This is a genomic window from Cobetia sp. AM6 (assembly GCF_009617955.1).
GTDB lineage: Bacteria > Pseudomonadota > Gammaproteobacteria > Pseudomonadales > Halomonadaceae > Cobetia > Cobetia amphilecti.
On record NZ_AP021868.1, the window covers coordinates 3,630,880 to 3,656,109 of the forward strand.

The 25,230-nt window shown below is 62.1% G+C and carries 14 protein-coding genes, 3 tRNA genes and 2 rRNA genes; 3 read left to right on the top strand and 16 right to left on the bottom strand.

Going from position 1 to position 25,230, the window contains the following annotated elements:
• Nucleotides 1–58: 58 nt before the first annotated feature.
• The 12 genes from nadA to purL form a co-directional block, all read right to left on the bottom strand.
• A complete protein-coding gene (gene nadA / locus CLAM6_RS15165; RefSeq protein WP_153636986.1) occupies nucleotides 59–1,117 on the bottom strand; it encodes a quinolinate synthase NadA in 1,059 nt (352 codons plus the stop codon).
• Nucleotides 1,118–1,434: 317 nt separating this feature from the next.
• A tRNA-Lys gene (locus tag CLAM6_RS15170) sits at nucleotides 1,435–1,509 on the bottom strand.
• A gap of 16 nt (nucleotides 1,510–1,525) precedes the next feature.
• A tRNA-Lys gene (locus CLAM6_RS15175) sits at nucleotides 1,526–1,600 on the bottom strand.
• A gap of 36 nt (nucleotides 1,601–1,636) precedes the next feature.
• Nucleotides 1,637–1,711: transfer RNA gene (locus tag CLAM6_RS15180), tRNA-Lys, on the bottom strand.
• Nucleotides 1,712–1,979: 268 nt separating this feature from the next.
• The gene (gene rluB / locus CLAM6_RS15185; RefSeq protein WP_043336411.1) at nucleotides 1,980–2,840 is read right to left on the bottom strand and encodes a 23S rRNA pseudouridine(2605) synthase RluB; all 861 of its coding nucleotides are present in this window, start codon (nucleotides 2,838–2,840) and stop codon (nucleotides 1,980–1,982) included.
• 332 nt (nucleotides 2,841–3,172) lie between these two features.
• The gene (gene scpB / locus CLAM6_RS18235; protein ID WP_153636545.1) at nucleotides 3,173–4,264 is read right to left on the bottom strand and encodes an SMC-Scp complex subunit ScpB; all 1,092 of its coding nucleotides are present in this window, start codon (nucleotides 4,262–4,264) and stop codon (nucleotides 3,173–3,175) included.
• Nucleotides 4,261–5,298 (bottom strand): segregation and condensation protein A, encoded by a 1,038-nt coding sequence (locus CLAM6_RS15195; RefSeq protein ID WP_153636546.1) that lies wholly within the window; start codon nucleotides 5,296–5,298, stop codon nucleotides 4,261–4,263. Before CLAM6_RS15195 ends, scpB begins: the two co-directional genes overlap by 4 nt.
• 126 nt (nucleotides 5,299–5,424) lie before the next feature.
• Nucleotides 5,425–6,639 carry a hypothetical protein gene (locus CLAM6_RS15200; protein ID WP_043336371.1) on the bottom strand — a complete coding sequence of 405 codons (1,215 nt, stop codon included), beginning with the start codon at nucleotides 6,637–6,639 and terminating at the stop codon, nucleotides 5,425–5,427.
• A 131-nt stretch (nucleotides 6,640–6,770) separates the two neighbouring features.
• Nucleotides 6,771–8,561: a DEAD/DEAH box helicase gene (locus CLAM6_RS15205; RefSeq protein ID WP_153636547.1), complete on the bottom strand. Its 1,791-nt coding sequence runs from the start codon at nucleotides 8,559–8,561 to the stop codon at nucleotides 6,771–6,773.
• Between the two features lie 229 nt (nucleotides 8,562–8,790).
• Nucleotides 8,791–9,612: a crotonase/enoyl-CoA hydratase family protein gene (locus CLAM6_RS15210; RefSeq protein ID WP_131432728.1), complete on the bottom strand. Its 822-nt coding sequence runs from the start codon at nucleotides 9,610–9,612 to the stop codon at nucleotides 8,791–8,793.
• 212 nt (nucleotides 9,613–9,824) lie between these two features.
• Nucleotides 9,825–11,471 (bottom strand): FMN-binding glutamate synthase family protein, encoded by a 1,647-nt coding sequence (locus CLAM6_RS15215; protein WP_197738691.1) that lies wholly within the window; start codon nucleotides 11,469–11,471, stop codon nucleotides 9,825–9,827.
• A gap of 395 nt (nucleotides 11,472–11,866) precedes the next feature.
• Nucleotides 11,867–15,781, bottom strand: a complete 3,915-nt coding sequence (purL, locus tag CLAM6_RS15220) for a phosphoribosylformylglycinamidine synthase (protein ID WP_153636548.1) — start codon at nucleotides 15,779–15,781, stop codon at nucleotides 11,867–11,869.
• Between the two features lie 172 nt (nucleotides 15,782–15,953).
• On the opposite strand from purL, the gene mltF reads away from it, so the two are divergent.
• Both mltF and CLAM6_RS15230 read left to right on the top strand, forming a co-directional pair.
• Nucleotides 15,954–17,447 carry a membrane-bound lytic murein transglycosylase MltF gene (gene mltF, locus CLAM6_RS15225; RefSeq protein ID WP_082388806.1) on the top strand — a complete coding sequence of 498 codons (1,494 nt, stop codon included), beginning with the start codon at nucleotides 15,954–15,956 and terminating at the stop codon, nucleotides 17,445–17,447.
• An 82-nt stretch (nucleotides 17,448–17,529) separates the two neighbouring features.
• Nucleotides 17,530–19,485, top strand: a complete 1,956-nt coding sequence (locus CLAM6_RS15230; protein WP_107335978.1) for a GGDEF domain-containing protein — start codon at nucleotides 17,530–17,532, stop codon at nucleotides 19,483–19,485.
• A 94-nt stretch (nucleotides 19,486–19,579) separates the two neighbouring features.
• On the opposite strand, the gene tadA is transcribed toward CLAM6_RS15230, so the two are convergent.
• Nucleotides 19,580–20,026, bottom strand: a complete 447-nt coding sequence (gene tadA / locus CLAM6_RS15235) for a tRNA adenosine(34) deaminase TadA (protein WP_043336347.1) — start codon at nucleotides 20,024–20,026, stop codon at nucleotides 19,580–19,582.
• A 200-nt stretch (nucleotides 20,027–20,226) separates the two neighbouring features.
• Here tadA and CLAM6_RS15240 point away from each other — a divergent pair, with 200 nt between their 5' ends.
• Nucleotides 20,227–21,069 (top strand): acyl-CoA thioesterase, encoded by an 843-nt coding sequence (locus tag CLAM6_RS15240; RefSeq protein ID WP_153636549.1) that lies wholly within the window; start codon nucleotides 20,227–20,229, stop codon nucleotides 21,067–21,069.
• Between the two features lie 200 nt (nucleotides 21,070–21,269).
• On the opposite strand, the gene CLAM6_RS15245 is transcribed toward CLAM6_RS15240, so the two are convergent.
• The 3 genes from CLAM6_RS15245 to CLAM6_RS15255 form a co-directional block, all read right to left on the bottom strand.
• Nucleotides 21,270–21,548: a hypothetical protein gene (locus CLAM6_RS15245; protein WP_153636550.1), complete on the bottom strand. Its 279-nt coding sequence runs from the start codon at nucleotides 21,546–21,548 to the stop codon at nucleotides 21,270–21,272.
• Nucleotides 21,549–21,954: 406 nt separating this feature from the next.
• A 5S ribosomal RNA gene (gene rrf, locus CLAM6_RS15250) occupies nucleotides 21,955–22,070 on the bottom strand.
• Nucleotides 22,071–22,207: 137 nt separating this feature from the next.
• Nucleotides 22,208–25,093, bottom strand: a 23S ribosomal RNA gene (locus CLAM6_RS15255).
• Nucleotides 25,094–25,230 lie beyond the last annotated feature (137 nt).

Genomic DNA, 25,230 nt, shown 5'->3' on the forward strand with positions numbered 1-25,230 from the left:
TCGGGAGCGGCGGTTCTGGTTCATGCAGGCAGCAATCGGTGGCGATCAGCGTCAGCGCTCAGCCGCGATTGAATTCCAGCATCCGCGTCAACGGCTTCAGGGCGCGCTCACGCAGGTCATCATCGACGAAGACTTCCTCGGCATTGGCTTCCGCCGGATCGCGACGCAGCACGGCGGCCAGATTCTCCAGGCCGTTCATCGCCATCCACGGGCAGTGCGCACAGCTCTTGCAGGTCGCGCCATTGCCGGCGGTCGGCGCCTCGTACAGCTGCTTGTGTGGCGCGGCCTGCTGCATCTTGAAGAAGATGCCACGATCGGTCGCGACGATCAGCTGCTGATTCTCGAGCTCGACGGCGGCCTTGATCAGCTGCGAGGTGGAACCGACCACATCGGCCAGCTCGACCACCGACTGCGGTGATTCCGGGTGCACCAGCACCGCGGCGTCCGGGTAGACCTTGAGCAGGTCACTGATGCCCTGGGCGCGGAACTCGTCGTGGACGATACAGGCGCCGTCCCACAGCAGCATGTCGGCACCGGTCTGCTTCTGCACGTAGGCGCCCAGATGCTTGTCCGGCGCCCAGATCAGCTTCTCGCCCCGGGCATGCAGGTGCTCGATGACATCGACGGCGATCGAGGAGGTCACCACCCAGTCGGCGCGCGCCTTCACGGCCGCCGAGGTATTGGCGTACACCACCACGGTGCGGTCGGGATGGGCATCACAGAAGGCCGCGAACTCGTCTTCCGGGCAGCCGAGATCCAGCGAGCAGGTCGCCTCCAGCGTCGGCATCAGCACACGCTTCTCCGGCGACAGGATCTTGGAGGTCTCGCCCATGAAGCGCACGCCGGCGACGATCAGTGTCGAGGCCTCATGGCGGGCGCCGAAGCGTGCCATCTCGAGCGAGTCGGCGACGCAGCCGCCGGTTTCCTCGGCCAGCTGCTGGATGGCGTCGTCACAGTAGTAATGCGCGACCAGTGCGGCATCACGCTCGATGAGCAGCTGCTTGATCTCGTCGATCAGCGCGGCATCCTCGGCGGCGGGGCGCGTCGGGCAGTAAGCGCGGGCCAGATGCTCGCGCACCTGCTCACGGACGGCATTGTGGGCCTCACGACCCGGCATGGCATTAGTCAGGCTGTTCATGTGTCTCTCACCTAGCCCACAGGGGCTCCCCCTGTGCTGAGTGGGTCAGGACTCGGCCCGGACACGAACGGCCCGTGGCGGCCCTGCCAGCGCTGCAGCTGGGCTCCCCAGACTGCGGCGTGTGCCTTGGGCGTCTATCGCCCGCAGCGTCGTCCGCACTGGGCGGACATGAGCCTTGGCTCGCCCACAAGGATACGCCTGGCGCGATCGCGGCTCCAGTCGACTTGAGGGCAACGGACTCTTTCCTTTCGCGTAACAAAAATTGCCCCGCGCCAATGAAGGCACGGGGCAAGATCTGGTGGGTCGTGAGGGATTCGAACCTTCGACCAATTGGTTAAAAGCCAACTGCTCTACCACTGAGCTAACGACCCAAAACTGGGTGGCGGATGGTGGGTCGTGAGGGATTCGAACCTTCGACCAATTGGTTAAAAGCCAACTGCTCTACCACTGAGCTAACGACCCGCCGCCGGGTGCTTTGCAAGAGACCATTCCAGAGAATGGTGGGTCGTGAGGGATTCGAACCTTCGACCAATTGGTTAAAAGCCAACTGCTCTACCACTGAGCTAACGACCCTTGCGAAGCGGGACGTAAGATACCGCCGATCCCGTTTCGACGCAAGCCTTTTGCAAAAAAACTTCAAGTAAATGACCAGCTTGTCCGCTGGCACCTCGCGAAACGCCCGCGCCAGAGCCCGGTCCAGCCCCTGTGCCAGATACACGCAAGCCCGCGATGGGCGCGGGCTTGCGGGTTACCACTTAGGTCGCACGAGCTTGTGGCATGTCCACGAGCTTATGCCATATCAGTGCATGACGGCGCATCGCCGCCCTCACCGACTGCGCCATCAGCGCGGCTTGCGCGTACGCTGCGGCGGCTTCTTCATGGCGCGCACCGGACGACGCTTCTGCTTGTCGCGGCTCCAGCGGTTCTGCTCGTCCGGCGTCAGGGCCGGCGCCTTGCGATGCTCGAGACCTGCCAGCGTGGACAGTTCATCGATCTCGCTCTGCTCCATCTCCACCCACTCACCGGCGCGAGCGCGCTTGTCGAGGAAGATATTGCCGTAGCGCACGCGCTTCAGACGGCTGACGGTCAGGCCCTGGGAGTCCCACAGACGGCGAACCTCACGGTTGCGGCCTTCCATGATCACGACGTGGAACCAGCTGTTGATGCCTTCGCCACCGAATTCCTGCACATCGGTGAAACGCGCCGGGCCATCTTCGAGCATCACGCCATTGACCATGTTGACGACGTGCTCGCGCTTGACCTCACCCATGACACGCACGGCGTACTCACGCTCGATCTGGGTCGACGGGTGCATCAGGCGGTTGGCCAGCTCACCATCGGTGGTGAACAGCAACAGACCGCTGGTGTTGATGTCGAGACGACCGATCGCGATCCAGCGCTCGCCCTTCAGGCGCGGCAGACGCTCGAAGACGGTGCGGCGGCCTTCCGGGTCCTTGCGCGTGCACAGCTCGCCTTCCGGCTTGTTGTACATGATGACGCGACGCGCCGTCTCTTCGGCGCCCTTCAGGCTTTGCGGGCGATCATCGAGGCTGACCTGGTCACGCGGGCCGACGCGATCACCCAGCTGGGCGACCTTGCCGTTGACCTTGACGCGACCGGCGCTGATGGCGACTTCCATCTCACGGCGGGAGCCGAGACCGGAGCGCGCCAGCACCTTCTGCAGTTTCTCGTCCTCGACCAGCTTGTCGCCCTTGGCCTGCGGCGGCAGCGGACGCAGTTCCGGCGCGTCGGCGGCGGCCGGCTTCTTGCCGACATTGGCCTTGCTGCCGCGCGTGGACTTGCCGGTATCACGGGTCGGGCGAGCCTGCTCGCCACGCTTGTCGGCAGCATCTGCCGCGCTCTTGTCCGCGAAGTTCTTGTCCGCGAAGGCCTTGCCGGTCACGGCCTTGCCACCGGCGTGCTTGCCGCCAGCCTGCTTGTTGCCTGCCTGGCTGCTGCCGGGGCGAGAGGTCTTGCGCTTATCAGAGTCTGTCTTGCTCATGACATGAACCATTTCATCTATAGGAGTTTCGCCTACGCAGGGTCGTCATCATCGACGGTCCCGGCAGCGGAGGAGTCGTGCGGCTGCGCATCGGCAGCGTCGTCATCCTCGTCTGCACCGCGCAAACGTTGGCTGAGGCGCGCTTCGAGTGTGGCGAAGTCGAACCCCGAGCCGGTGGACGCCATCCCGGCGTGGTCATTTTCCGCCTGTGAGGCGGAGGGTGCTGCTGTGTTCGGTGTGTCAGCCGAGGCGCCGGAGGTGTCGAGTGCGCGCATCTTCAGCGCCTCTTCCAGCTGCTCGGCGGTGACGTCCGGCGGTTGCCAGTCATCGGGCACCGGGGTGCCGGTGTCGGTCTCAAGACCTGACTCAAGCCCTGCCTCAGCGCCTGGTTCAGTCTTTTCCCCAGTCTTTCCCCCAGTCTCTGCGTCAGGTGCTGACTCAGGCGTTGTCTCATGCTCTGGATCAGCTCCTGCATCAACGCCGTCTGCCGGCGCCTCCTCCGTCTCGCCGTCCGGGTCATCCGGCAGCGGCAAGGTCTGAGAGGGCGGCACATCATACAGGTCTGCCTCGAGCTGTTCGAGTCCTTCGAAGCCTTTCAGTTCATGCACCGGCGGCAGCTCTTCCAGCGTCTTGAGGCCGAAGTCATCGAGGAACTGACGCGTGGTGGCGAATACCGCCGGACGCCCCGGCACATCACGGTGGCCGACCACTCTCACCCAGCCGCGCTCGACCAGGGTGCGCATGATCGAGGAGCTGACCGTCACGCCACGCACCTGCTCGATATCGCCGCGGGTCACCGGTTGACGATAGGCCACAAGTGCCAGGGTCTCCAGCAAGGCACGCGAATAGCGTTGCGGGCGCTCCTCCCACAGTCGCGATACCCAGGGGGAATACTGCTGGCGAACGCGCAGCCGCCAGCCACTGGCGGTCTCGATCAGCTCCAGCGCGCTCTTGTCGGCCGGGTGACGCGCTTCCAGCTTGCCCAACGCCTCACGCAGCGCAGGCCTGGTCGGGCTTGAATACTCATCGAACAGACCGGCCAGGCGCTCTAGCGTCAGCGGCTCGCCGGCGGCCAGCAGGGCCGCTTCGATGATCTGGTCCAGCGGGACATCGCGCAAACTCATGACGCCGCGTTCTCCTGCTCGTCGGATGGGGGTAAGGAAGGTGACGTCTGCGCATCATCGGACGCTGCGTCATCATACGCTGCGTCATCGAACGCCCCCTGATCGGCCGCCACCTCGTCTTCGTCGGCGAATTCCAGCGCCAGCCAGTCCTCGTCATCCTCGGGGTCCGGTTCCGGCGTGCGGGCGCGCACGTGAATCGGTGACAGCGGCGCATTCTGGACGATCTCGATCATCGACTCCTTGGCCAGCTCCAGAATCGCCATGAAGCTGACCACCACCCCGGCACGCCCTTCCTCGAGCGTGAACAGCTTCTCGAAGGGCGTGAAGTGCTCATGGGTCAACAGGTTCATGATCGCCAGCATGCGCTCGCGGGTCGACATCACCTCACGCGAGATGGTGTGCGCCTGGACGAGGTCCGCCTGACGCAGGAGGCCGGACAACGCGCCGAGCAATTCCGACAGATCGACATCAGGGTGCACCACGCGCGTCTCGAGCTCGGGCAGGTCTGCCGTGGCCACGAACCAGTCGCGGCCCTGACGCGGCATCTCATCCAGCCCTTCGGCGGCCAGCTTGGTCTGCTCGTATTCCTGCAGACGGCGAATCAGCTCTGCGCGCGGGTCCTCTTCCTCGTCTTCATCACTCGCCTTGGGCTGACGCGGCAGCAGGCTGCGCGACTTGATCTCCGCCAGCATCGCGGCCATCAGCAGGTATTCACCGGCCAGATCGATCTGCATGGCGTGCATCAGTTCGACATACTCGATGTACTGATGGGTGATGGCCGCGACATTGATGGCGAGGATATCGAGGTTCTGGCGACGGATGAGGTAGAGCAGCAGATCCAGCGGCCCCTCGAAGGTCTCGAGAAAGACACGCAGCGCCTCCGGCGGGATGTACAGGTCCTGCGGCATCTCGGTGAGCGCGGTGTCGTTGACGCGCGCCAGCACCGTCGACGCCGCCGTCGGGGGCGTGACGAGAGGTGCGGGCTGATGCCCATCGGTGAGGGCAAAACTGGCGCCATCGAGCAGGTCGCTCATGACATCTCCTGCAGGAGGCGGGTAAAGGTGGGTCTGGGGGACGGGCATTCTAGCGGCTCGCGCCCCATCCCCCAAGTCTTTACGCCGCCGGTGATACGCCGGGGCCGCGCTCGACGCCGCCCGCCTCTAGCGATAGGTCAGGCCGATCACGCGCCGCAGCTCATCCAGGGTGTCACGCACGGTGTCGCGGGCCCGCTCGGCGCCTTCAGTCATCATGGTGCGCACCTTGCCATGCTCCCCTTCCAGCGCCTCGGCACGCTCGCGAATCGGCGTCAGCGCCGCGTCGACATGCTCGATCAGACAGCCCTTGCAGTCCAGGCAGCCGATGCTGGCATCACGGCAGCCCTCCTCCGCCCACTGGCGGTCCGAGGCAGGCGTGAAGCTTTCATGCAGTGTCCACAGCGGGCAGCGCTGCGGGTCGCCGGGGTCCTTGCGACGCACGCGCGCAGGGTCGGTGGGCATCTCGCGCACGCAGGCCGCGATATCGTCGCGCCCGCTGCGCAGGAAGATGGCGTCTTCCCGTGCGGCCTTGTGCGTCTTGAGCTCCATGCCCAGCAGCGGCTCGACCTCACCCTGCCAGTGTTCCGGCTCGCCGAGGATGCGCCGCCCGCCGCCTTCCAGATAGCCGAGCAGGCGCTCCTGCTGGTTGCGGTTGAGCTTGCTGGTCTCGGCCAGCAGGCCGCGCGCGCGCTCGAAGGCCTCGAGATCGCCCTCTTCCTGATAGTCGCTCAACCATTCGCGATACAGGCGGCCGCTCTTCTTGCCCAGGCGGGCGATGGCGCGTTCAGCCTGCTCCTCGAAGCCGGCATCGCGGCCATAGCGATGATTGAAGCGCCGGGCGACCTCACGGGTGAACTCGATATGCGCACGCTGCTCGGGGCCGGCGGGCACCACCTGCCCCCGCAGCGCCAGAATGTCGGCCGCCTGCATCAGGGGCGCACCGAGCATGGCCAGACTGGCGCCCTGCTGCTCACCGAGCCCGGCGACCATCTCGCGGTAGCTGGGCAGACGCTCCAGCCAGGCCTTGGGCGTGACGCTGGCCAGGATCATGTGCACATCGGTCAGCTCCGGCACCCACGACTGGATGAACAGGGTAGCGACCTTGGGGTTGACCCCACAGGCGAGACAGTCGATCACCATCGCCCAGCTGTACTGCTCGATCTCGTGAGGCGCGTGACCGCTGACCGCCAACGCGTTCCAGTCGGCGACCAGAAAATAGGCATCGTGATGGTATTGCAGCTCGGTCCAGCGCCGGATCACTGATTGATAGTGTCCGAGTTGCAGATGTCCGGTGGGGCGTAAGCCGGACACCAGCCTGGCCGAGGTATCGGTGGCACTCACCTTGTGAGTTCTCCCTGAGGCGTATGAAGCCGCCAGTCTAGCAACCCGAGGCCCCGATCAGCATCCCCGCGACGTCGTGTCCCTGACAACATGCGCCACGCGACCGGATCACGCAGCGGCCAGCGCGCCGTTCAGCCGGCGGCGATTCCGGTGCGATAGCGCCCGGCATAGTCGAACAGCTTGTCGCGGATCTGCCAGTAACGCCCGCTCTTGCGCCCGATGACGAAGTCCGGCGCCTTGAGACGCTCCTCACCCGCCAGCACTTCGGCGATGTCCTTCGGTGCCCAGTCACTGCCCGGCGCGCGCAGATGACGCGCGAGGAAGCTCAAGCGGAAGGCGTGACGCTGGGCGGAGGTCTCGAGCGCGAACCACTCGGACAGATCGGTGCCATCCTCGTCGTAATAGGTCACCTTCAAGCGTGGCAGACCGCGCCCGTTGCGCGCCTCCTCCAGCTGCCAGCCGCTGACGCGCAGCACCCGTGCGTCACGCAGCTTGAGTGCATCGCGCAGCTTGTCATCCGGGTCGACCAGCCGTGCCTGACAGGCATGACAATGACGTGCGGCGATGTCATTGGCCTCGCCACACTGCGGGCAGGCCTTGGCGCGATAGCGGAAGTCGCACTGCACCAGCGGCCTGCCCTCACCCTCCGGTGACTCGACCAGCCCCTGACAGCGACGCCCGAAGTGCTCGACCACCAGCTCGCCATCCTTGCGTCCCCAGAACAGATTGGCATTGCCGCACACCGGGCACTCGACCTGCACGATCTCGGTGTCGCCGGCCGGCTTCGGCGTCGCCACCTCCGGCGCGTAGAGATCCCAGGGATTGCCGGCGTAGTCGAGAATCAGACAGTCCGTCTTGCCGGGGCTCAGACGCAGGCCGCGCCCGACGATCTGCTGATAGAGACTGACGGATTCCGTGGGCCGCAGGATGGCGATCAGGTCGACATGCGGCGCATCGAAGCCGGTGGTGAGCACCGCCACATTGACCAGATACTTGAGCTGCTGGGCCTTGAAGGCATGGATCAGCCGCTCGCGTTCCTCGCCGGGTGTCTCGCCGGTGATCAACGCCGCCTCGCCCTCGGGCAGCAGCCCCGTGACTTCCTCGGCATGCTCAACGGTGGAGCAGAACACCATCACCCCGCGCCGCTCGCGTGCCTGGGCGACGATATCCAGCACGATGCCCGGCGTCGCGCGCGAGCCCTGCACCACCTCGTTGAGCTCCGCCTCCTGGAAACCGCCGCCAATGCCCGGCGCCAGCTGCGAGAAGTCATAGCGCGCCACCGCGACGTCGACACGCCGCGGCTCACTCAGAAAGCCTTGCCGCACCATCAGGCGCAGCGGCTGCTCGAAGACGCAATCACGGAAGAAGCAGTCATCATCCCCGCGCACCATGCCGTGATAGTGACGATGGAAGATGAAGCCCTGACCGAGACGATACGGCGTCGCCGTCAGTCCCAGTACCTTGAGGCGCGGATTGTGCTCGCGCAGGTGATTGATGACCTTGCGATAGCTGGCGTCCTTCTCCAGCGAGACCCGATGGCACTCATCGATCACCAGCAGCGTGAAGGGTGCCGCCTGAGCATCAGTCGCCGGCTCAGCCGGCGTGAAGGCATCGAGGTTGCGCACCACTGACTGCACCGAGCCGAACACCACCTGACGCGAGGCCTGCTTGCGCTTGAGGCCGGCACTGAAGATGTCGGCGTCCTTGCCATAGGATTCGTACTTGGCGTGGTTCTGCTCGACCAGCTCGCGCACATGCGCCAGCACCAGCACACGGCCACGCGCGATACGCGCAAGCTCCGCGATCACCAGTGACTTGCCGCTGCCGGTGGGCAGCACGATGACCGCCGCCTCATCACTGCGGCGAAAGTGCTCGACGGTACGCCGCACCGCCTCCTGCTGATACGGACGCAGCTCAAACATGCAGCGCCGTCCAGCAAGACACATGAGTGGGAGCGCTGCCGGCAGGCAGGCCCAGGGACGTGAGGGCTGACAAGGGCGTGAGGGCTGACAGGAACATTGACATCAAGGGGCCGCCGAATCGCAAGAAGGGACAATGTCCCCATTATCCGCATCAGCGACTGCAGCGGCAAAGTGGGTGTGGATAACCTGAGCCCGCCAACCTTGGCCCGTAAGTCTTGACCCGTCAGGATCAGAAGCGTGGCGCGCGGCCCTCGAGCTTGGCCTTGATGCACTCGGTCTGCTCCGCGCGCCCCAGCAGCGAGGACTGCAGCTCTGCCTCAAGCGCCAGCGCCTCGGCTTCCGGCGCAGCGAGGGCCTCGTCATAGAGACGCGTGATCGCGCGGATGGCGCTGGGAGAGCGCCCGGCAATCTGGCGCGCCAGGGCCAACGCCTCCTCCTGTGGGCTGGAGATGATGCGCGTGACCAGGCCGGCACTCTGCGCCTCGTTGGCCTCGACCTTGCGCCCGCTCCACGTCAGCTCGTGCAGCCAGTCCGGTCGCACGCCACGCGCGGTGACGCTGATGCCCATGTCCGGAATGATGCCCCAGTCGATCTCGAGCACCGCCAGGCGCGCATCAGGATCACACAGGCGAATGTCCGCCCCCAGCGCGATCTGCAGGCCGCCACCGAAGACATTGCCATGCAAGGCGGCGATGACCGGCACCCCGACATCTCGCCAGCCCAGCGCCAGCTGCTGCACGGTATTGCGCTGCGGCGCACAGCCATTGGCCCCCGCGACCAGCAACTGCGGCACGCGGGCGGCGTCGCCCATGATGGCGGCGATATCCAGCCCCGCACAGAAACTGGGCCCCTCGCCCGACAGCACGATGGCGCGCAGGCCTGATTCCCGGGCGCGGGCATGCAGCTCCTGCTGTACCGCCAGCAGGGCATCGATCATCTTCCAGTCGATGCCGTTGTGCTTGTCAGGGCGATTGAGGCGCACGTCGGCGACATGCTCACTGATCGAGAGGGTCACATAACGTTCAGGCGTGAGGTGGGTAGCGTCAGACATGGCGGTCTCCCTGCGACGGATACGAGCAAGCACGCGCTCGAACGATTTCACGACAGTGCCGAGCGATGGCACTCATCCAGTGATAAACCCAAAAGGCGCAGGCAACCACACTGCGTTCGTCGAGCTGCCCGCGGGCATGACTCGCTACGTCTCAGTGTGACTGCCTGCGCCCGGTTGTTGAACGGTCGTTTGGTCGCAGAGGTGGCGATTGTCTACTCGCGCTTGGCCCCCGACACCTCTGACAGCGATCGCGGCTGGAAGCTCTCGGCCTGGGCCATCGCCCAGACACGGCGATAGAAGGGATAGTCATCCCCTTGCGTCAGCAGCGCGCCCTTGGTCAGGAAGGGATGCAGGTGCGAGAACAGCTTGACCTCATTCTCGGAGACACGATGCACCAGGTGGTCCGGGGTGATCTGCCAGGGCGTGTGCAGGCCCGCCGCCGACAGGATCTCGGCCAGCGCATGCAGGGTGTTGTGGTGGAAGTGACGCACCTGATCGGCCTTGTCTTCCACGACCAGCGATTTCTGGCGCAGATCATCCTGGGTGGCGATGCCTGTCGGGCACTTGTTGGTGTGACAGCTCAGTGACTGGATGCAGCCCAGCGCGAACATGTAACCGCGTGCGGCATTGACCCAGTCCGCGCCCAGCGCCATCACGCAGGCGATATCGAAGGCACTGATGATCTTGCCGCTGACCCCGATGCGCACCTCATCACGCAGCCCTGCGCCCACCAGCGAGTTGTGGACGAACTGCAGCCCTTCACGCAGCGGAGTGCCGAGGTGGTCGGTGAATTCGGTCGGCGCAGCGCCGGTGCCGCCCTCACTGCCATCGACGACGATGAAATCGGGCACGACCCCGGTCTCGAGCATCGCCTTGACGATGGCCATGAACTCCCACGGCTGACCGAGGCACAGCTTGAAGCCCACCGGCTTGCCACCCGACAGCTCGCGCAGGCGCTGGATGAAGCTCAACAGCTCAAGCGGTGTGGAGAACTCACCGTGGTTGGAGGGCGAGATGCAGTCCTTGCCCATCGGAATCCCGCGCGTCTCGGCGATCTCCTCGCTGATCTTGCTGGCCGGCAAGACGCCCCCGTGGCCGGGTTTGGCACCCTGGCTGAGCTTGATCTCGATCATCTTGACCTGCTCGCTGGCCGCCTGACGGGCAAACTTCTCGCCATCGAAGCGCCCTTCCTCGTCGCGGCAGCCGAAGTAGCCACTGCCCAGCTCCCAGATCAGATCGCCCTCGAATTCGCGGTGATAGGGGCTGATGCTGCCTTCGCCGGTGTCATGGGCGAAGTTGCCCAGCCTGGCGCCCTTGTTCAGGGCGCGGATGGCATTGGCGCTCAAGGAGCCGAAGCTCATCGCCGAGATATTGAACAGCGAGGCATTGTAGGGATGCGAGCACTGGGAGTTGCCGACGTTGAGACGAAAGCCCTTGGGGTCCGGCACACTCGAGGTCTGCATGGAGTGACCGATGAACTCATAGCTGTCGGAATAGACATCGAGCAAGGTGCCGAACGGCTGGGAGGAATTGTGCTGACGGCCACGCGCATAGACCAGCTCGCGCTGCTTGTGGGAAAACGGCAGCTGATCGGTGTCCGACTCGAACAGGTACTGACGCATTTCCGGACGCAGCGCCTTGAACAGGTAGCGCATGTTGCCGATCACCGGATAGTTGCGACGCACGGCGTAATCCGGCTGCTGCATATCGTAGATGCCGACGGCGACCAGAAAGGCCATCAGCAGCGTCAGCGGCCATATCCAGGGCGTCAGCTCCGACAGCCCCAGGCAGACCAGCAAGCCGAGGACACAGAGCCCGAAGACGGAGTAGCGAGGTAACAGCGACCATTTCAGTTTCATCAAAGCTTCCTTTGCCAGCGAACAGCAATGTCAGGGCTGTCGTTGTGGGAGGGTCAGGGGTTGTGAGCAAGAGTCGCGACCACGGGTTGCGCCCAGTGCGGCGGCCACGGAACACACCATGCCTGTCAGGCAGGCATCATCATCGATGGCGATGGCGATGGCGATGGCGACATCACGATGACGCCAGCCTGCCGCATGCCGGGCCGAGTGTCCTGCTCAACGGTGGAATCCGCTGTTGAGCCAGTCGCACCACGGTGCTCTCGGCATGTCTATAAACAAGAAGACGCCCTCGTGGCGTGAACCACGAAGGCGTCTCCCGTTACTGCATTTCGCCACTGGTGGCGTGCGCCAGCCTCATCGACCGAGGAGGCCGAGTCGCTGGCGCGTCACGTCGCTCAGTCAACCCAGCGACGGGCATTGCGGAACATGCGCAACCAGGCGCCATCCTGCTGCCAGTCGTCCGGACGCCAGGAGTTGGTGACGGCACGCGCCACGCGCTCCGGGTGCGGCATCATGATGGTCACGCGACCATCATCGGTGGTCAGGCCGGTGATGCCGGACGGCGAGCCGTTCGGGTTGGCCGGATAGCGCGTGGTGGTCTGGCCGTAGTTGTCGACGTAACGCAGCGCGACCTGGCCGCTGCTCTGCATCTTGCGCAGGTGAGCGCTGTCGCGGAACTCGGCACGCCCTTCGCCATGCGCGATGGCGATCGGCAGGCGCGAGCCTTCCATGCCATCGAGGAACAGCGAGGCGCTCTTCTCGACTTCGACCATCGCGACACGCGCCTCGAACTGCTCGGACTCGTTGCGCACGAAGCGCGGCCAGGCCTCGGCACCCGGGATCAGCTCCTTGAGCTGGGAGAGCATCTGGCAACCGTTGCAGACGCCCAGCGCGAAGCTGTCGTCACGGTTGAAGAAGCGCTCGAACTGTTCACGCGCACGCGCATTGAACAGCACCGACTTGGCCCAGCCGCCGCCGGCGCCCAGCACGTCACCGTAGGAGAAACCGCCACAGGCGACCAGCCCCCGCATGGTGTCCAGATCGACACGCCCTTCGAGGATGTCGCTCATGTGGACATCGACGGCCTCGAAACCGGCACGATCGAAGCTTGCCGCCATCTCGAGCTGACCATTGACGCCCTGCTCGCGCAGGATCGCCATGCGCGGACGTGCACCGGTGTTCAGGTACGGCGCCGCGATGTCCTCATTGACGTCGAAGGTAGCCTGGGCGGTCAGGCCCGGATCACGCACGTCGTTGATGGACTCGAATTCGCTCTTGGCGCAATCGGCGTTGTCACGTGCGGCCTGCATGCGATAGCTGGTCTCGGCCCACAGGCGCTCGGCGCTGGCGCGGGTGGTGGAGAGCAGGTTCTGGCCCAGCAGCGTGATGTTGATCTGCTCATCGGCACGCGGCGTGGCGATCACGCCACTGTGCTCGAGGCCCACGGCCTTGAGCTCGGCGAGGATAGACTCGGTATGCTCGCGACGCACCTGCACCACGGCACCCAGTTCTTCGGCGAACAGCGCGCCGGTGGCCTGACCCGGCTCGGCGGCGGTCCAGTCGAGGGAGATATCGAGACCGACACGTCCCGCGAAGGACATTTCCATCAAGGTGGTCAACAGACCACCGTCGCTGCGGTCGTGATAGGCCAGCAGCTTGCCTTCGACATTGAAGCGCTGGATGGCCTCGAAGAAGTGCTTGAGGTCTTCAGGCTTGGCAAGATCCGGCGCTTCGTTGCCGACCTGACCATAGACCTGCGCCAGCGCGGAGCCACCGAGACGGTGAGCGCCATGGCCGAGATCGATCAGGATCAGGTCCGTCTCCACGGCCTCGCCATTCAGCGTGCGACGCAGCTGCGGCGTGAGAGTACGCATGGCATCGGTGACCGGCGCGAAGCCTGTCATCACCAGCGACAGCGGCGCGGTGATCGACTTGTCTTCGCCGTTCTCGTCCTGCCAGGCGGTGCGCATGGACATGGAGTCCTTGCCGACCGGGATGGTCAGGTCCAGCGCCGGGCACAGCTCCATGCCGACGGCGTGGACGGCCTCGTAGAGCGCCTGATTCTCGCCGGTGTGATCGGCAGCGCTCATCCAGTTGGCGGACAGCTTGATGTCAGACAGCTTGGCGATCGGCGCGGCGGCCAGATTGGTGATCACCTCGGCCACGGCCAGACGCGCGGACGCCGCCGGCGAGATCAACGCGACCGGGGTACGCTCGCCCATCGCCATCGCTTCACCGACATGGCTGTCGAGGGAGCTGGTGGTGACGGCGCAATCGGCCACCGGTACCTGCCACGGACCGACCATCTGGTCGCGCGCGACCATGCCGGTGATCGAGCGGTCGCCGATGGTGATCAGGAATTTCTTGGAGGCGACGGTGGGCAGCTGCAGCACACGGGTCATCGCTTCGCGCGGGTCGAGGTTGTCGAGACCCAGCGCCGGCAGTTCCAGCGTCTGGCGCTCGAAGCTGCGTGACATCTTGGGCGGCTTGCCGAACAGCACGTCCATCGGCAGATCGACCGGACGCGTATCGAAGTGACCATCCTTGACGATCAGCTCGTGCTCCTCGAGGGCTTCACCGACCACGGCGTACAGGCAACGCTCACGCTCGCACAGGGCTTCGAAGGTGGCCAGATTCTCCGGCGCCACCGCCAGCACGTAACGTTCCTGGGATTCGTTGCACCAGATTTCCAGCGGGCTCATGCCGGATTCGGCGCTCGGCACGGCGCGCAGGTCGAACAGGCCACCGCGACCGCCATCCTTGACCAGCTCCGGCAGTGCGTTGGACAGACCGCCCGCGCCGACGTCGTGGATGAAGCAGATCGGGTTCTTGTCATCCAGCGCCCAGCAGCGATCGATGACTTCCTGCACGCGACGCTCCATCTCGGCGTTGTCACGCTGCACGGAGGCGAAATCGAGGTCTTCGCTGGAGCTGCCGGAGGCCATGGAAGAGGCAGCACCGCCGCCCAGACCGATCAGCATCGCCGGGCCGCCCATCACGATCAGCTTGGCACCGACCGGAATATCGCCCTTCTCGACGTGCTGACTGCGGATGTTGCCGTAACCGCCGGCGAGCATGATCGGCTTGTGATAGCCGCGACGCTCGATACCGCCGGCACCGAAGGCATCCTGCTCGTAGGTACGGAAGTAGCCGTTGAGGTTGGGTCGGCCGAATTCGTTGTTGAACGCAGCGCCACCGATCGGGCCTTCGAGCATGATGTCGTAGGCGGTCTTGATGCGCTCCGGCTTGCCGTAGTCGTGCTCCCACGGCTGTTCGAAGCCCGGGATACGCAGGTTGGAGACGCTGAAGCCGGTCAGACCCGCTTTCGGCTTGGAGCCGACACCGGTCGCGCCTTCATCACGAATCTCGCCACCGGCACCGGTCGCGGCGCCCGGATAAGGGGCGATGGCGGTCGGGTGGTTGTGGGTCTCGACCTTCATCAGGATGTTGATCGGTTCCTGATGGTAGCGATAGATGTGGCCTTCGCCTGTCGGGAAGTAACGCCCGGCAGTCGGACCTTCCATCACGGCGGCGTTGTCACTGTAGGCGGACAGCACGCCATCCGGATGATGCTGGTAGGTGTTCTTGATCATCTTGAACAGCGAGTGCGACTGCGCTTCGCCGTCGATGGTCCAGTCCGCATTGAAGATCTTGTGGCGGCAATGCTCGGAGTTCGCCTGAGCGAACATCATCAGTTCGATGTCGGCAGGATTGCGGCCCAGAGTCTTGAAGGACTCGACCAGATAATCGATCTCGTCATCGGCCAGCGCCAGCCCCAGGCTACCGTTGGCCTTGGCCAGGGCTTCGCGGCCACCGCCGAGGATGTCGACATGGGCAAGCTTGGCAGGTGCCTGATGCTGGAACAGACGTGCCGCGTCCTGAGTACGGGTCAATACCGTCTCGGTCATGCGGTCGTGCAGTCGGGAGGACAGCGTGGCGAAGAGCTCTTCGCTCAGGGGCGCGTCCAGCTTGATGCGGTAGGCGATGCCACGCTCGAGGCGGCGGACTTGCGGCAGGCCGCAGTTGGCGGCGATATCCGTGGCCTTGGAAGACCAGGGAGACAGCGTGCCGAGGCGGGGGATGACGAGGAAGAGATGTCCTTCCGGAGCGCTCTCGTCACGAGTGGGGCCGTAGTCCAGCAGGCGCTCCAGTGTTGTCCGATCGGAACTGCTCAGTTCACCATCGACCTCGGCCAGATGAAGGTACTCGGCATGAAGAGATTCCACCTCCGGCACCAGCTCGCGTAATGCAGCCAGTAGACGGGTGTGACGGAAGGCGGAAAGGGCAGGCGCGCCTCGCAGTTCGAGCATGGTCAGGGAAAGCCTCTGAAGCAGCGTGAACGGACAACCGCCAAACGGCGGCAGCAAGCGCATATCATACGTGAAAGGCGAGCCTTAACGAAGCCCGCAGGCGACATGCGTTGGATGACAGTGTGTTGAGCTGCCGGTATGGTGGAAGCCCTGCCGTGAATGATGCTGACGCATGCTCAAGACTTCGCCCTCTTCTCTCATTCCGCCCGTGCGACAGCTGCTGCGCCACGCGCGGCGTTTCCTCGTCGCGGCGCTGGCCCTCGCCTTGCTGATACTGCCCGAGCGTACCCTCATCGAGATGCCCACGCGGCTGGACGATGTCCGCGCGCGCGACTTCATTCAGGTCGCCACGCGCAATACCCCCACGACCTTCTATCGTGGCCGTCAGGGGCCTACCGGTTTCGAATACGAGCTGGCACGGGACTTCGCCGATTATCTTGGCGTGAGTCTGTCGATGGATTCCGAGCACAATATCGAGAGCCTGACCCAGAGCGTGCTCAATGATCAGGCCGATCTTGCGGCCGCGACCCTGCCGCTGGATCTCTCCGAACAGGACCTGCGCTTCTCGCGCCCCATCCTCGAATTGCAGGCGATGGTGGTCTATCGGCGCGGCATGCATCCACCCAAGGAATTGAAGGATCTGGTCGGCAAGCGCATCGGCGTCATCAAGGGCGCCGGCACCAGCCTGGTACTGCGCGAAGTCCAGCAGGATATCCCCGAGCTCAGCTGGAAGGAAACCGGCGAGCTTGAGGTGGCGGACCTGCTGCAACGCATCGAGGAAGACAAGCTGGATGCGGCGGTCGTCTATGCCCATCAATTCAAGCTCAATCGCCTGTTCTTCCCCAATGTGGAGAACGGCTTCGACGTGGGCGATCCGCTGACCCTGGCCTGGGCCTTCCCCGCGCATGGCGACATCTCATTGCTGACCGCCGCCAATGATTTTCTCGAGACACGTCGCCAGGATGGCACCCTCGATCAACTGGTCGAGCGCTATTTCGGCCATGATGACTATCTCGAGTATGTCGGCGCACGCACCTTCATCCGCCAGGCACGCGACCGCCTGCCGCGTTATATCGACACCTTCAAGGAAGCCGCGCGCGAAACCGGTATCGACTGGAAACTGCTGGCCGCCACGGGCTATCAAGAATCGCACTGGCAGCCGAAGGCCACCTCTCCCACGGGGGTGCGCGGCCTGATGATGCTGACCAATGTGACGGCGCGCGAAATGAAGATCGCCAACCGTTTGGACCCCGTTCAGAGCATCGATGGTGGCTCACGCTATCTTGTGAGTATAAAGGGACGCTTGCCGGACGAGATCAAGGAACCGGATCGCACCTGGATGACGCTGGCAGCCTACAATGTCGGCCTGGGTCACCTGTTTGACGCCAGACGGATCGTGAAGATGAAGGGCGGCGACCCGAATCGCTGGAAAGATGTCCGCGAAGCCCTGCCCTTGCTGCAGAATCGTGAGTGGTACCAGAAAGTCCGTTATGGTTATGCACGCGGCGGAGAACCTGTCATCTATGTCCGCAATATCCGTCGTTATTATGAAATACTGAATTATGTTTACCGTAGCCAGCAGCAGTTCTATCAGCTGGATGAGCGTCCGATTACCGACGACGAAGGCGACAGCAATCCCTTCGATACAGTGCCTCCGATTCTCTGAGGATGGAGTTCGGACCGTCAGCACTCCGGTGCCTCAAGTGCACGCATCTTCACCACGCATCAAGAGCCTCTAAGGACAGGGAATGACACGCAGACTCGTCTTGATGTCGCTAAGCCTGATCGCGTTCGGCATCGCCTTGCTGGGGCTCTGGCCGTCTGCCGGCAATGAAGCCAATGCGCTGCTGCTGATGATGTTGACCCTGCAAGCCGCCGGCCAGGCTGCCTGGCATTGGCGCAATACCTCCCTCAGTCAGCTGTTCCTCAGCGCCTCATTGATCCTGAATATCCTGCTGATCTGCACCTTCCTGCTACCGGAAAGCTGGGTGGGGGTGGACCACTGGGGAGACCTGCTGATCAATCTGCCGGGCGATTGGCACATCGCCAATATCCGCCCGCCTATCCTGATCCTGTTCGCCTGTTTCGGCCTCACGACCTGCGCCCTGTTGCGCATGCGACTGGGATTCGGCTCTGCCATCCAGCTGACGCAAGTCACGCTGCTGTTGCTGTTTGCCATGATGTCCGACGCCAGTCTTTCCGTCGCCAGCATGGTGCTGGCAGGCCCGGAACGCATCACGCTGACCAGCTTCGTCAGTCTGCTGTTGATCGCTCAATGGATCGATCTACAGCCGGCATTCATGCAGATGTGGCGCCGCAATCTCATACCGCTGATCATTTCCTCCTCGATCACCCTGGTCTGTCTGCTCGCCTGGCAGCAGCAGAGCCAGGACGAGAACAATCGCATCAACCAGTCGACCTACGTACTGGGCGACAAGATCGCCACGGAGCTGTCTCGCGAGATCAACGACCAGCTCAATGCGATGCGGCGCTTCGCCGGTTTCTGGAGCCTGATGGGGCAGACACCGACGCGCGGAGAATGGCAGCGCCTGGCACGCAGCTATTACAAGGATTTCGATTACTTCCAGAACATCGCCTTCATCGATCCGGACAGCGTGGTTTCGCGCGTCTTCCCGGACAAGGGCCGCAATCATGATGTGCTGGGCGTACGCCTGCTGGATGCTCAACCGGACACTCCGCTGCGCAACCCGCTGGAACTCGGCATCGAGGGCCATACCGGCATCATCGACCTGATTCAGGGCGGCAAGGGCATGGTGTCCTACCTGCCGGTGCGCGATCCTCGTGATGGCACCATCCTGGGGGCGATCGCCATGGTGGTGGATCTAGCCCCTCTGCTCGACAGGGCCATGGACACGGCACGCAATGAGGCATTTGCGGTCACCCTGTCAGAGCGCGGCAACATCTATATCCATGTCGGCCCGGAAAGTCGTCTGGCGCCCTGGGGGCATCGCATCCCCATCGAACTGCCCGCCACCGACCTGACACTGGGCCTGCAGCCGACACAGCAATTCCTGGCGGCCACTCGTGGCCGTCTGCCGGAAGTGACGTTGCTGACGGGCATGCTGCTGGCCTACCTGCTCTTCCTCGTGATCTACATGTATCGCCGCGTCTCGCAGGAGCACGGCATCGTCAAGAATGCCAATGATGCACTTCGCGAAGAGATGGTGCGGCGAGAGCGACTGCAGAACGAGATCCAATGGCTGGCGCGTCACGACGAGCTGACCCAGCTGCCCAATCGTCGCTATTTCCTCGAGCAGGTGCAGAGCTTCAGCGGCAAGATGCCTCTGACGGTCATGATTCTGGATATCGACTTCTTCAAGACGATCAACGACAAACTGGGGCACTTGGAGGGAGATCGCTACCTGCAGAAGATTGCCGCCGTCTCACGGGCGCCCGTGGAGTCTGCCGGCGGCATACTGGCGCGCTTCGGTGGCGAGGAGTTCGTGGTGTGCATTCCGGAATGCCCGCGCGCGGTGGGCCGCACTCTGGCGGAAGAGTTGCGGCGTGCCGTGCAGGCTGCAGGACTGCCGCAGCCCGCCACGGACAGCGTCGTCACGGTATCCGTGGGCATGGCATGCGTGGCGCGCGCTCCATTGCGGCTGGATGCACTGCTGCAGGCAGCGGATGAGGCGCTGTATCGCGCCAAGTCCAGTGGTCGCAATCAGGTTCAGGTCGCCGCCTGACGGCTCATGGAGACCAACACGATAGCAACGCGGAGAGATCTGCGCGGGCGGATCTGAGCGGAAGGTTCAGCGCGAAAGGTTCAGCATGAAAGGATCAGCGCGGAAGCTCACCGCGCCGCTCCGCGAAGAAGGACTTGAGCAAGCGCTTGGCCTGAGCGGCCAATAGCCCCCCTTCCACCTCGACGTGATGGTTATGCCAGGGCTGTGCAAACAGATTGGCACGCGATTCCACCATGCCGGTCTTCGGCTCTGCCGCCCCGTAGACGACCCGCTTCACCCGCGCGTGGATCAAGGCACCACTGCACATCATGCAGGGCTCCAGCGTCACATACAGCGTGCAATCGTCGAGACGATAGTTGCCGAGTCGGGCCGCCGCCGCGCGCAAGGCCTGCACCTCGGCATGTGCCGTCGGGTCCGGGGTGCTGACCGGCGCATTGTAGCCAGTGCCGATGATGTCGCCCTGGGGATTGACCACCACCGCGCCGACAGGCACCTCGCCAGCCTCGAATGCCAGCCGCGCCTGATCCAGCGCTCGGTGCATATAGTAATGATCCCCACGTGGCCCACTCCGGGCCTGCGGCGCTATCGCCAACTCGTCACTCACCGTTGTTCTCCGGTATCCTGAGGCCATTGTTTCGCTCACCATGATAACGGCTTGGCGCTCGCGCTTCCTCCTGCATTGCCACCGTGTGCGGTCTGGCACTGCTCCGAGCGCCCGCCCCTCAGTACAAGGATAGATCCATGACCCAAACAGCTACTGCGCCTCTTGAGGCACTGGTCACCCTGCTGGGTCTTGAGACCCTGGAAGAGAACCTGTTCAGAGGGCACAGTCAGGACCTCGGCTTCCCTCAGCTATTTGGTGGACAGGTACTCGGACAAGCGCTGTCCGCAGCGACACGCACGGTACCGGTCGAACGCCAGGTCCACTCTCTGCATGGCTACTTCCTGCGCCCGGGCGATGCCCACAAGCCTGTCATCTATCAGGTTGATGGCGTGCGTGATGGCGGCAGCTTCACGACCCGACGCATCAGTGCCATCCAGAATGGCAAGACCATCTTCTTCTGCAGCGCCTCCTTCCATGGCAAGGAGGCAGGCTTCGAGCATCAGCTCGCCATGCCCGATATCGAGCCCCCTGAGCAGTTGATCGAACAGGGAGCACGCATCGAGCGCTACGAAGGCCATCCCATCGAGTTCCTGCGCCTGAAGGCGCCTAGCTTGGCGAGTGATGATGCCTGCCCACCGCCACGCCAGCGGCTGTGGTTCCGACTGGCAGGCGAGCTGCCGGAAGATGATGCCCTGCATCGCTACCTGCTGACTTACAGCTCCGACTTCAATCTGCTGGCGACAGGCCTCGGCGGACATGGTGTGCAGTTCGGTTCGCCCGAACTGCAAATGGCGAGCCTGGATCACTCGCTATGGTTCCACCGCGATGTACGCGTCAATGACTGGCTGCTCTACGAGATGGATAGCCCATGGGCAGGAGGCGCACGTAGTTTCGCTCGCGGCAGCCTCTACAACCGACACGGTGAACTGGTGGCATCCAGCGCCCAGGAAGGCCTGACACGCCTGCGCAAACGTCCCTGAACGAATCGCCCTGTGCGAATTGTCCTGAGTGAATCGTCTTGAACAACAATGCCCCTCTTGAGAATGTCTCAAGAGGGGCATTGTCATTTTTGGCTGCGTCTATCTACAACCTACAACCTACAACCTACAACCTACAACCTACAACCTACAGCGCTGAGAATAGCGCACTGCGATTCACTATTATCGCGTCAATAGGGGAGTCACTTCAGTGCTGTCCTGACGCGCGTGCAGTTTTCATCCCGGTAGCGCTGCTTGTAGTCATTGCGCTGGGACTGCCAACTTCGCATCTGGCCCGACGACCCGCCGCCGCGACGCCTATCGGTATAATATTCGATCTTGTCCTTGATGAACTGACAGCGCTCTATCTTCCTCTCTCGCTCCCCGGCAGATGCCATTTCTGACGACATCAGCCCCAACAAAAGAGCCATCATTCCTGCCAATAGAAGTCTTGATAACGAATATGAAAAGCCCCTCGACATGCCGCCTCCTTGCGCCTGTTCATGGATAGCTTCAATGAGTGATATTCAATGACAGCGCAGACACCAAGCAGGTGCTGCAACAGTAAAGATATCTCCCGATAAAGATATCTCTCAACAGCGTGGAATGCCTGTCGATCAAGTACACTCAATAGAGAGCCAGCACGCTTTCCCAGTGATACTGATCCATATACAAGGATGCCTCTATCACGATAATGATAGAGGCATCTTTGTATCATATAGCTCATATAGCTCATATAGCTCATATAGCTCATGTGGCTATGTCTTGTGCTGTACGCATTTACCCCAGCACGGCAGTTCTTGCGCCAACGTTTCCTGAGCACAACTTTTTCTGACCACAAAGAGAACCGCCCCTGCAGCATGGCTGCAGGGGCGGTTCGGGATAAGTGCCTGACGATGACCTACTCTCACATGGAGAAACTCCACACTACCATCGGCGCTAAGCGGTTTCACTTCCGAGTTCGGCATGGGATCGGGTGGTTCACGCTCGCTATGGTCGTCAGGCGAAACGGTGGCATCTTGCGATGCCTGAGTCCCGAGGCTTGTGGCCTCGCGACTCGCAATATGAATCATGCTGACCGATATGTCTCGATCCTGTCGCAATCCCGGCGGTTTGCCGAAGCAAACCCCTTGGGTGTTATATGGTCAAGCCTCACGGGCAATTAGTACTGGTTAGCTCAACACATTGCTGTGCTTCCACACCCAGCCTATCAACCTTGTAGTCTTCAAGGGCCCTTCAGGAGGCGCAAGGCCTCAGGGAAGTCTCATCTTGAAGGGGGCTTCCCGCTTAGATGCTTTCAGCGGTTATCCCGTCCGAACGTAGCTACCGGGCAATGCCATTGGCATGACAACCCGAACACCAGAGGTTCGTCCACTCCGGTCCTCTCGTACTAGGAGCAGCTCTTCTCAAACTTCCGACGCCCACGGCAGATAGGGACCGAACTGTCTCACGACGTTCTAAACCCAGCTCGCGTACCACTTTAAATGGCGAACAGCCATACCCTTGGGACCGACTTCAGCCCCAGGATGTGATGAGCCGACATCGAGGTGCCAAACACCGCCGTCGATGTGAACTCTTGGGCGGTATCAGCCTGTTATCCCCGGAGTACCTTTTATCCGTTGAGCGATGGCCCTTCCATACAGAACCACCGGATCACTAGAACCTACTTTCGTACCTGCTCGACGTGTCTGTCTCGCAGTCAAGCACCCTTATGCTCTTGCACTCAATGCACGATTTCCAACCGTGCTGAGGGTACCTTCGTGCTCCTCCGTTACTCTTTAGGAGGAGACCGCCCCAGTCAAACTACCCACCATACACTGTCCTCGATCCGGATAACGGACCTGAGTTAGAACGCCAATGATGTCAGGCTGGTATTTCAAGGTTGGCTCCACCGCATCTGGCGACGCGGTTTCAAAGCCTCCCAGCTATCCTACACAGACAACATCAGCATCCAGTGTAAAGCTATAGTAAAGGTTCACGGGGTCTTTCCGTCTAGCCGCGGGTACACAGCATCTTCACTGCGATTTCAATTTCACTGAGTCTCGGGTGGAGACAGCGTGGCCATCATTACGCCATTCGTGCAGGTCGGAACTTACCCGACAAGGAATTTCGCTACCTTAGGACCGTTATAGTTACGGCCGCCGTTTACCGGGGCTTCGATCAAGAGCTTCGCGTGAGCTAACCCCATCAATTAACCTTCCGGCACCGGGCAGGCGTCACACCCTATACGTCCGCTTGCGCGTTTGCAGAGTGCTGTGTTTTTAATAAACAGTTGCAGCCACCTGGTATCTTCGACCGGTAAGAGCTTACGGAGCAAGTCCTTCACTCGAACCGGTGCACCTTCTCCCGAAGTTACGGTGCCATTTTGCCTAGTTCCTTCACCCGAGTTCTCTCAAGCGCCTTGGTATTCTCTACCTGACCACCTGTGTCGGTTTGGGGTACGGTCGCATGTGATCTGAAGCTTAGAGGCTTTTCCTGGAAGCGTGGCATCGATGACTTCCTGACCGTGGTCAGTTCGTCTCGCATCTCGACCTCAGAGGAACCGGATTTGCCTGATTCCTCGGCCTACATGCTTTCACCAGGACAACCAACGCCTGGCTCACCTAGCCTTCTTCGTCCCCCCATCGCAACCACATCCGGTACGGGAATATTAACCCGTTTCCCATCGACTACGCGTTTCCGCCTCGCCTTAGGGGCCGACTCACTCTGCTCCGATTAACGTAGAACAGAAAACCTTGGTCTTCCGGCGGGGGAGTTTTTCACTCCCCTTATCGTTACTCATGTCAGCATTCGCACTCGTGATACCTCCAGCAGACTTCTCAATCCACCTTCATTGGCTTACACGACGCTCCTCTACCGCTCATCCAGAGGATGAACCCGTAGCTTCGGTACCTGATTTAGCCCCGTTATATCTTCCGCGCAGGCCGACTCGACTAGTGAGCTATTACGCTTTCTTTAAAGGATGGCTGCTTCTAAGCCAACCTCCTAGCTGTCTGAGCCTTCCCACATCGTTTCCCACTTAATCAGGATTTTGGGACCTTAGCTGACGGTCTGGGTTGTTTCCCTTTTCACAACGGACGTTAGCACCCGCTGTGTGTCTCCCACGCTGCACTCACTGGTATTCGGAGTTTGCCTCGGGTTGGTAAGTCGGGATGACCCCCTAGCCGAAACAGTGCTCTACCCCCAGCGGTGATACGTGAGGCGCTACCTAAATAGCTTTCGAGGAGAACCAGCTATCTCCGGGCTTGATTAGCCTTTCACTCCGATCCACAGCTCATCCCAGCATTTTTCAACATACTTGGGTTCGGGCCTCCAATTGATGTTACTCAATCTTCACCCTGGCCATGGATAGATCGCCCGGTTTCGGGTCTATACCCTGCGACTGGTCGCCCAGTTAAGACTCGGTTTCCCTACGCCTCCCCTATACGGTTAAGCTCGCCACAGAATATAAGTCGCTGACCCATTATACAAAAGGTACGCGGTCACACCACGAAGGTGCTCCCACTGCTTGTACGCATACGGTTTCAGGATCTATTTCACTCCCCTCGCCGGGGTTCTTTTCGCCTTTCCCTCACGGTACTGGTTCACTATCGGTCAGCCAGGAGTATTTAGCCTTGGAGGATGGTCCCCCCATGTTCAGTCAAGGTTTCTCGTGCCCCGACCTACTCGATTTCACGTGACTCAGACTTCGACTACGGGACTATCACCCTGTATCGTCAAGCTTCCCAGCTTGTTCGTCTGTCAGTTGTCACGCTTAAGGGCTGGTCCCCGTTCGCTCGCCGCTACTTGGGGAATCTCGGTTGATTTCTTTTCCTCCGGGTACTTAGATGTTTCAGTTCCCCGGGTTTGCCTCTATAGGTTATGTATTGGCCTATAGATACTCACCTGGTGGTGAGTGGGTTTCCCCATTCGGAAATCGTTGGGTCGCAGGGTATTTGCCACCTCGCCAACGCTTATCGCAGGCTATCACGTCCTTCATCGCCTCTGGCTGCCAAGGCATCCACCGTATGCGCTTAATCGCTTGACCATATAACCCCAAGGGGTCTGTCAAGGATTACGAATCTGTCGAACCTCTCCGACATATCGTTTTGATAGACATGCGCTTGGCGCACATATCTATCGTCAGCATGATTCACATTGTTAAAGAGCGGCTGTTCAGAGAAC

What these genes read in the sequence shown, in the direction of transcription:
- mltF (WP_082388806.1), top strand. Translation starts at nt 15,954, where the DNA reads ATGCTCAAGACTTCGCCCTCTTCTCTCATTCCGCCCGTGCGACAGCTG.
- CLAM6_RS15215 (WP_197738691.1), bottom strand. Translation starts at nt 11,471, where the DNA reads ATGAAACTGAAATGGTCGCTGTTACCTCGCTACTCCGTCTTCGGGCTC.
- CLAM6_RS15210 (WP_131432728.1), bottom strand. Translation starts at nt 9,612, where the DNA reads ATGTCTGACGCTACCCACCTCACGCCTGAACGTTATGTGACCCTCTCG.
- CLAM6_RS15205 (WP_153636547.1), bottom strand. Translation starts at nt 8,561, where the DNA reads ATGTTTGAGCTGCGTCCGTATCAGCAGGAGGCGGTGCGGCGTACCGTC.
- CLAM6_RS15240 (WP_153636549.1), top strand. Translation starts at nt 20,227, where the DNA reads ATGACCCAAACAGCTACTGCGCCTCTTGAGGCACTGGTCACCCTGCTG.
- scpB (WP_153636545.1), bottom strand. Translation starts at nt 4,264, where the DNA reads ATGAGTTTGCGCGATGTCCCGCTGGACCAGATCATCGAAGCGGCCCTG.
- CLAM6_RS15230 (WP_107335978.1), top strand. Translation starts at nt 17,530, where the DNA reads ATGACACGCAGACTCGTCTTGATGTCGCTAAGCCTGATCGCGTTCGGC.
- purL (WP_153636548.1), bottom strand. Translation starts at nt 15,781, where the DNA reads ATGCTCGAACTGCGAGGCGCGCCTGCCCTTTCCGCCTTCCGTCACACC.
- CLAM6_RS15245 (WP_153636550.1), bottom strand. Translation starts at nt 21,548, where the DNA reads ATGTCGAGGGGCTTTTCATATTCGTTATCAAGACTTCTATTGGCAGGA.
- nadA (WP_153636986.1), bottom strand. Translation starts at nt 1,117, where the DNA reads ATGCCGGGTCGTGAGGCCCACAATGCCGTCCGTGAGCAGGTGCGCGAG.
- CLAM6_RS15195 (WP_153636546.1), bottom strand. Translation starts at nt 5,298, where the DNA reads ATGAGCGACCTGCTCGATGGCGCCAGTTTTGCCCTCACCGATGGGCAT.
- tadA (WP_043336347.1), bottom strand. Translation starts at nt 20,026, where the DNA reads ATGCACCGAGCGCTGGATCAGGCGCGGCTGGCATTCGAGGCTGGCGAG.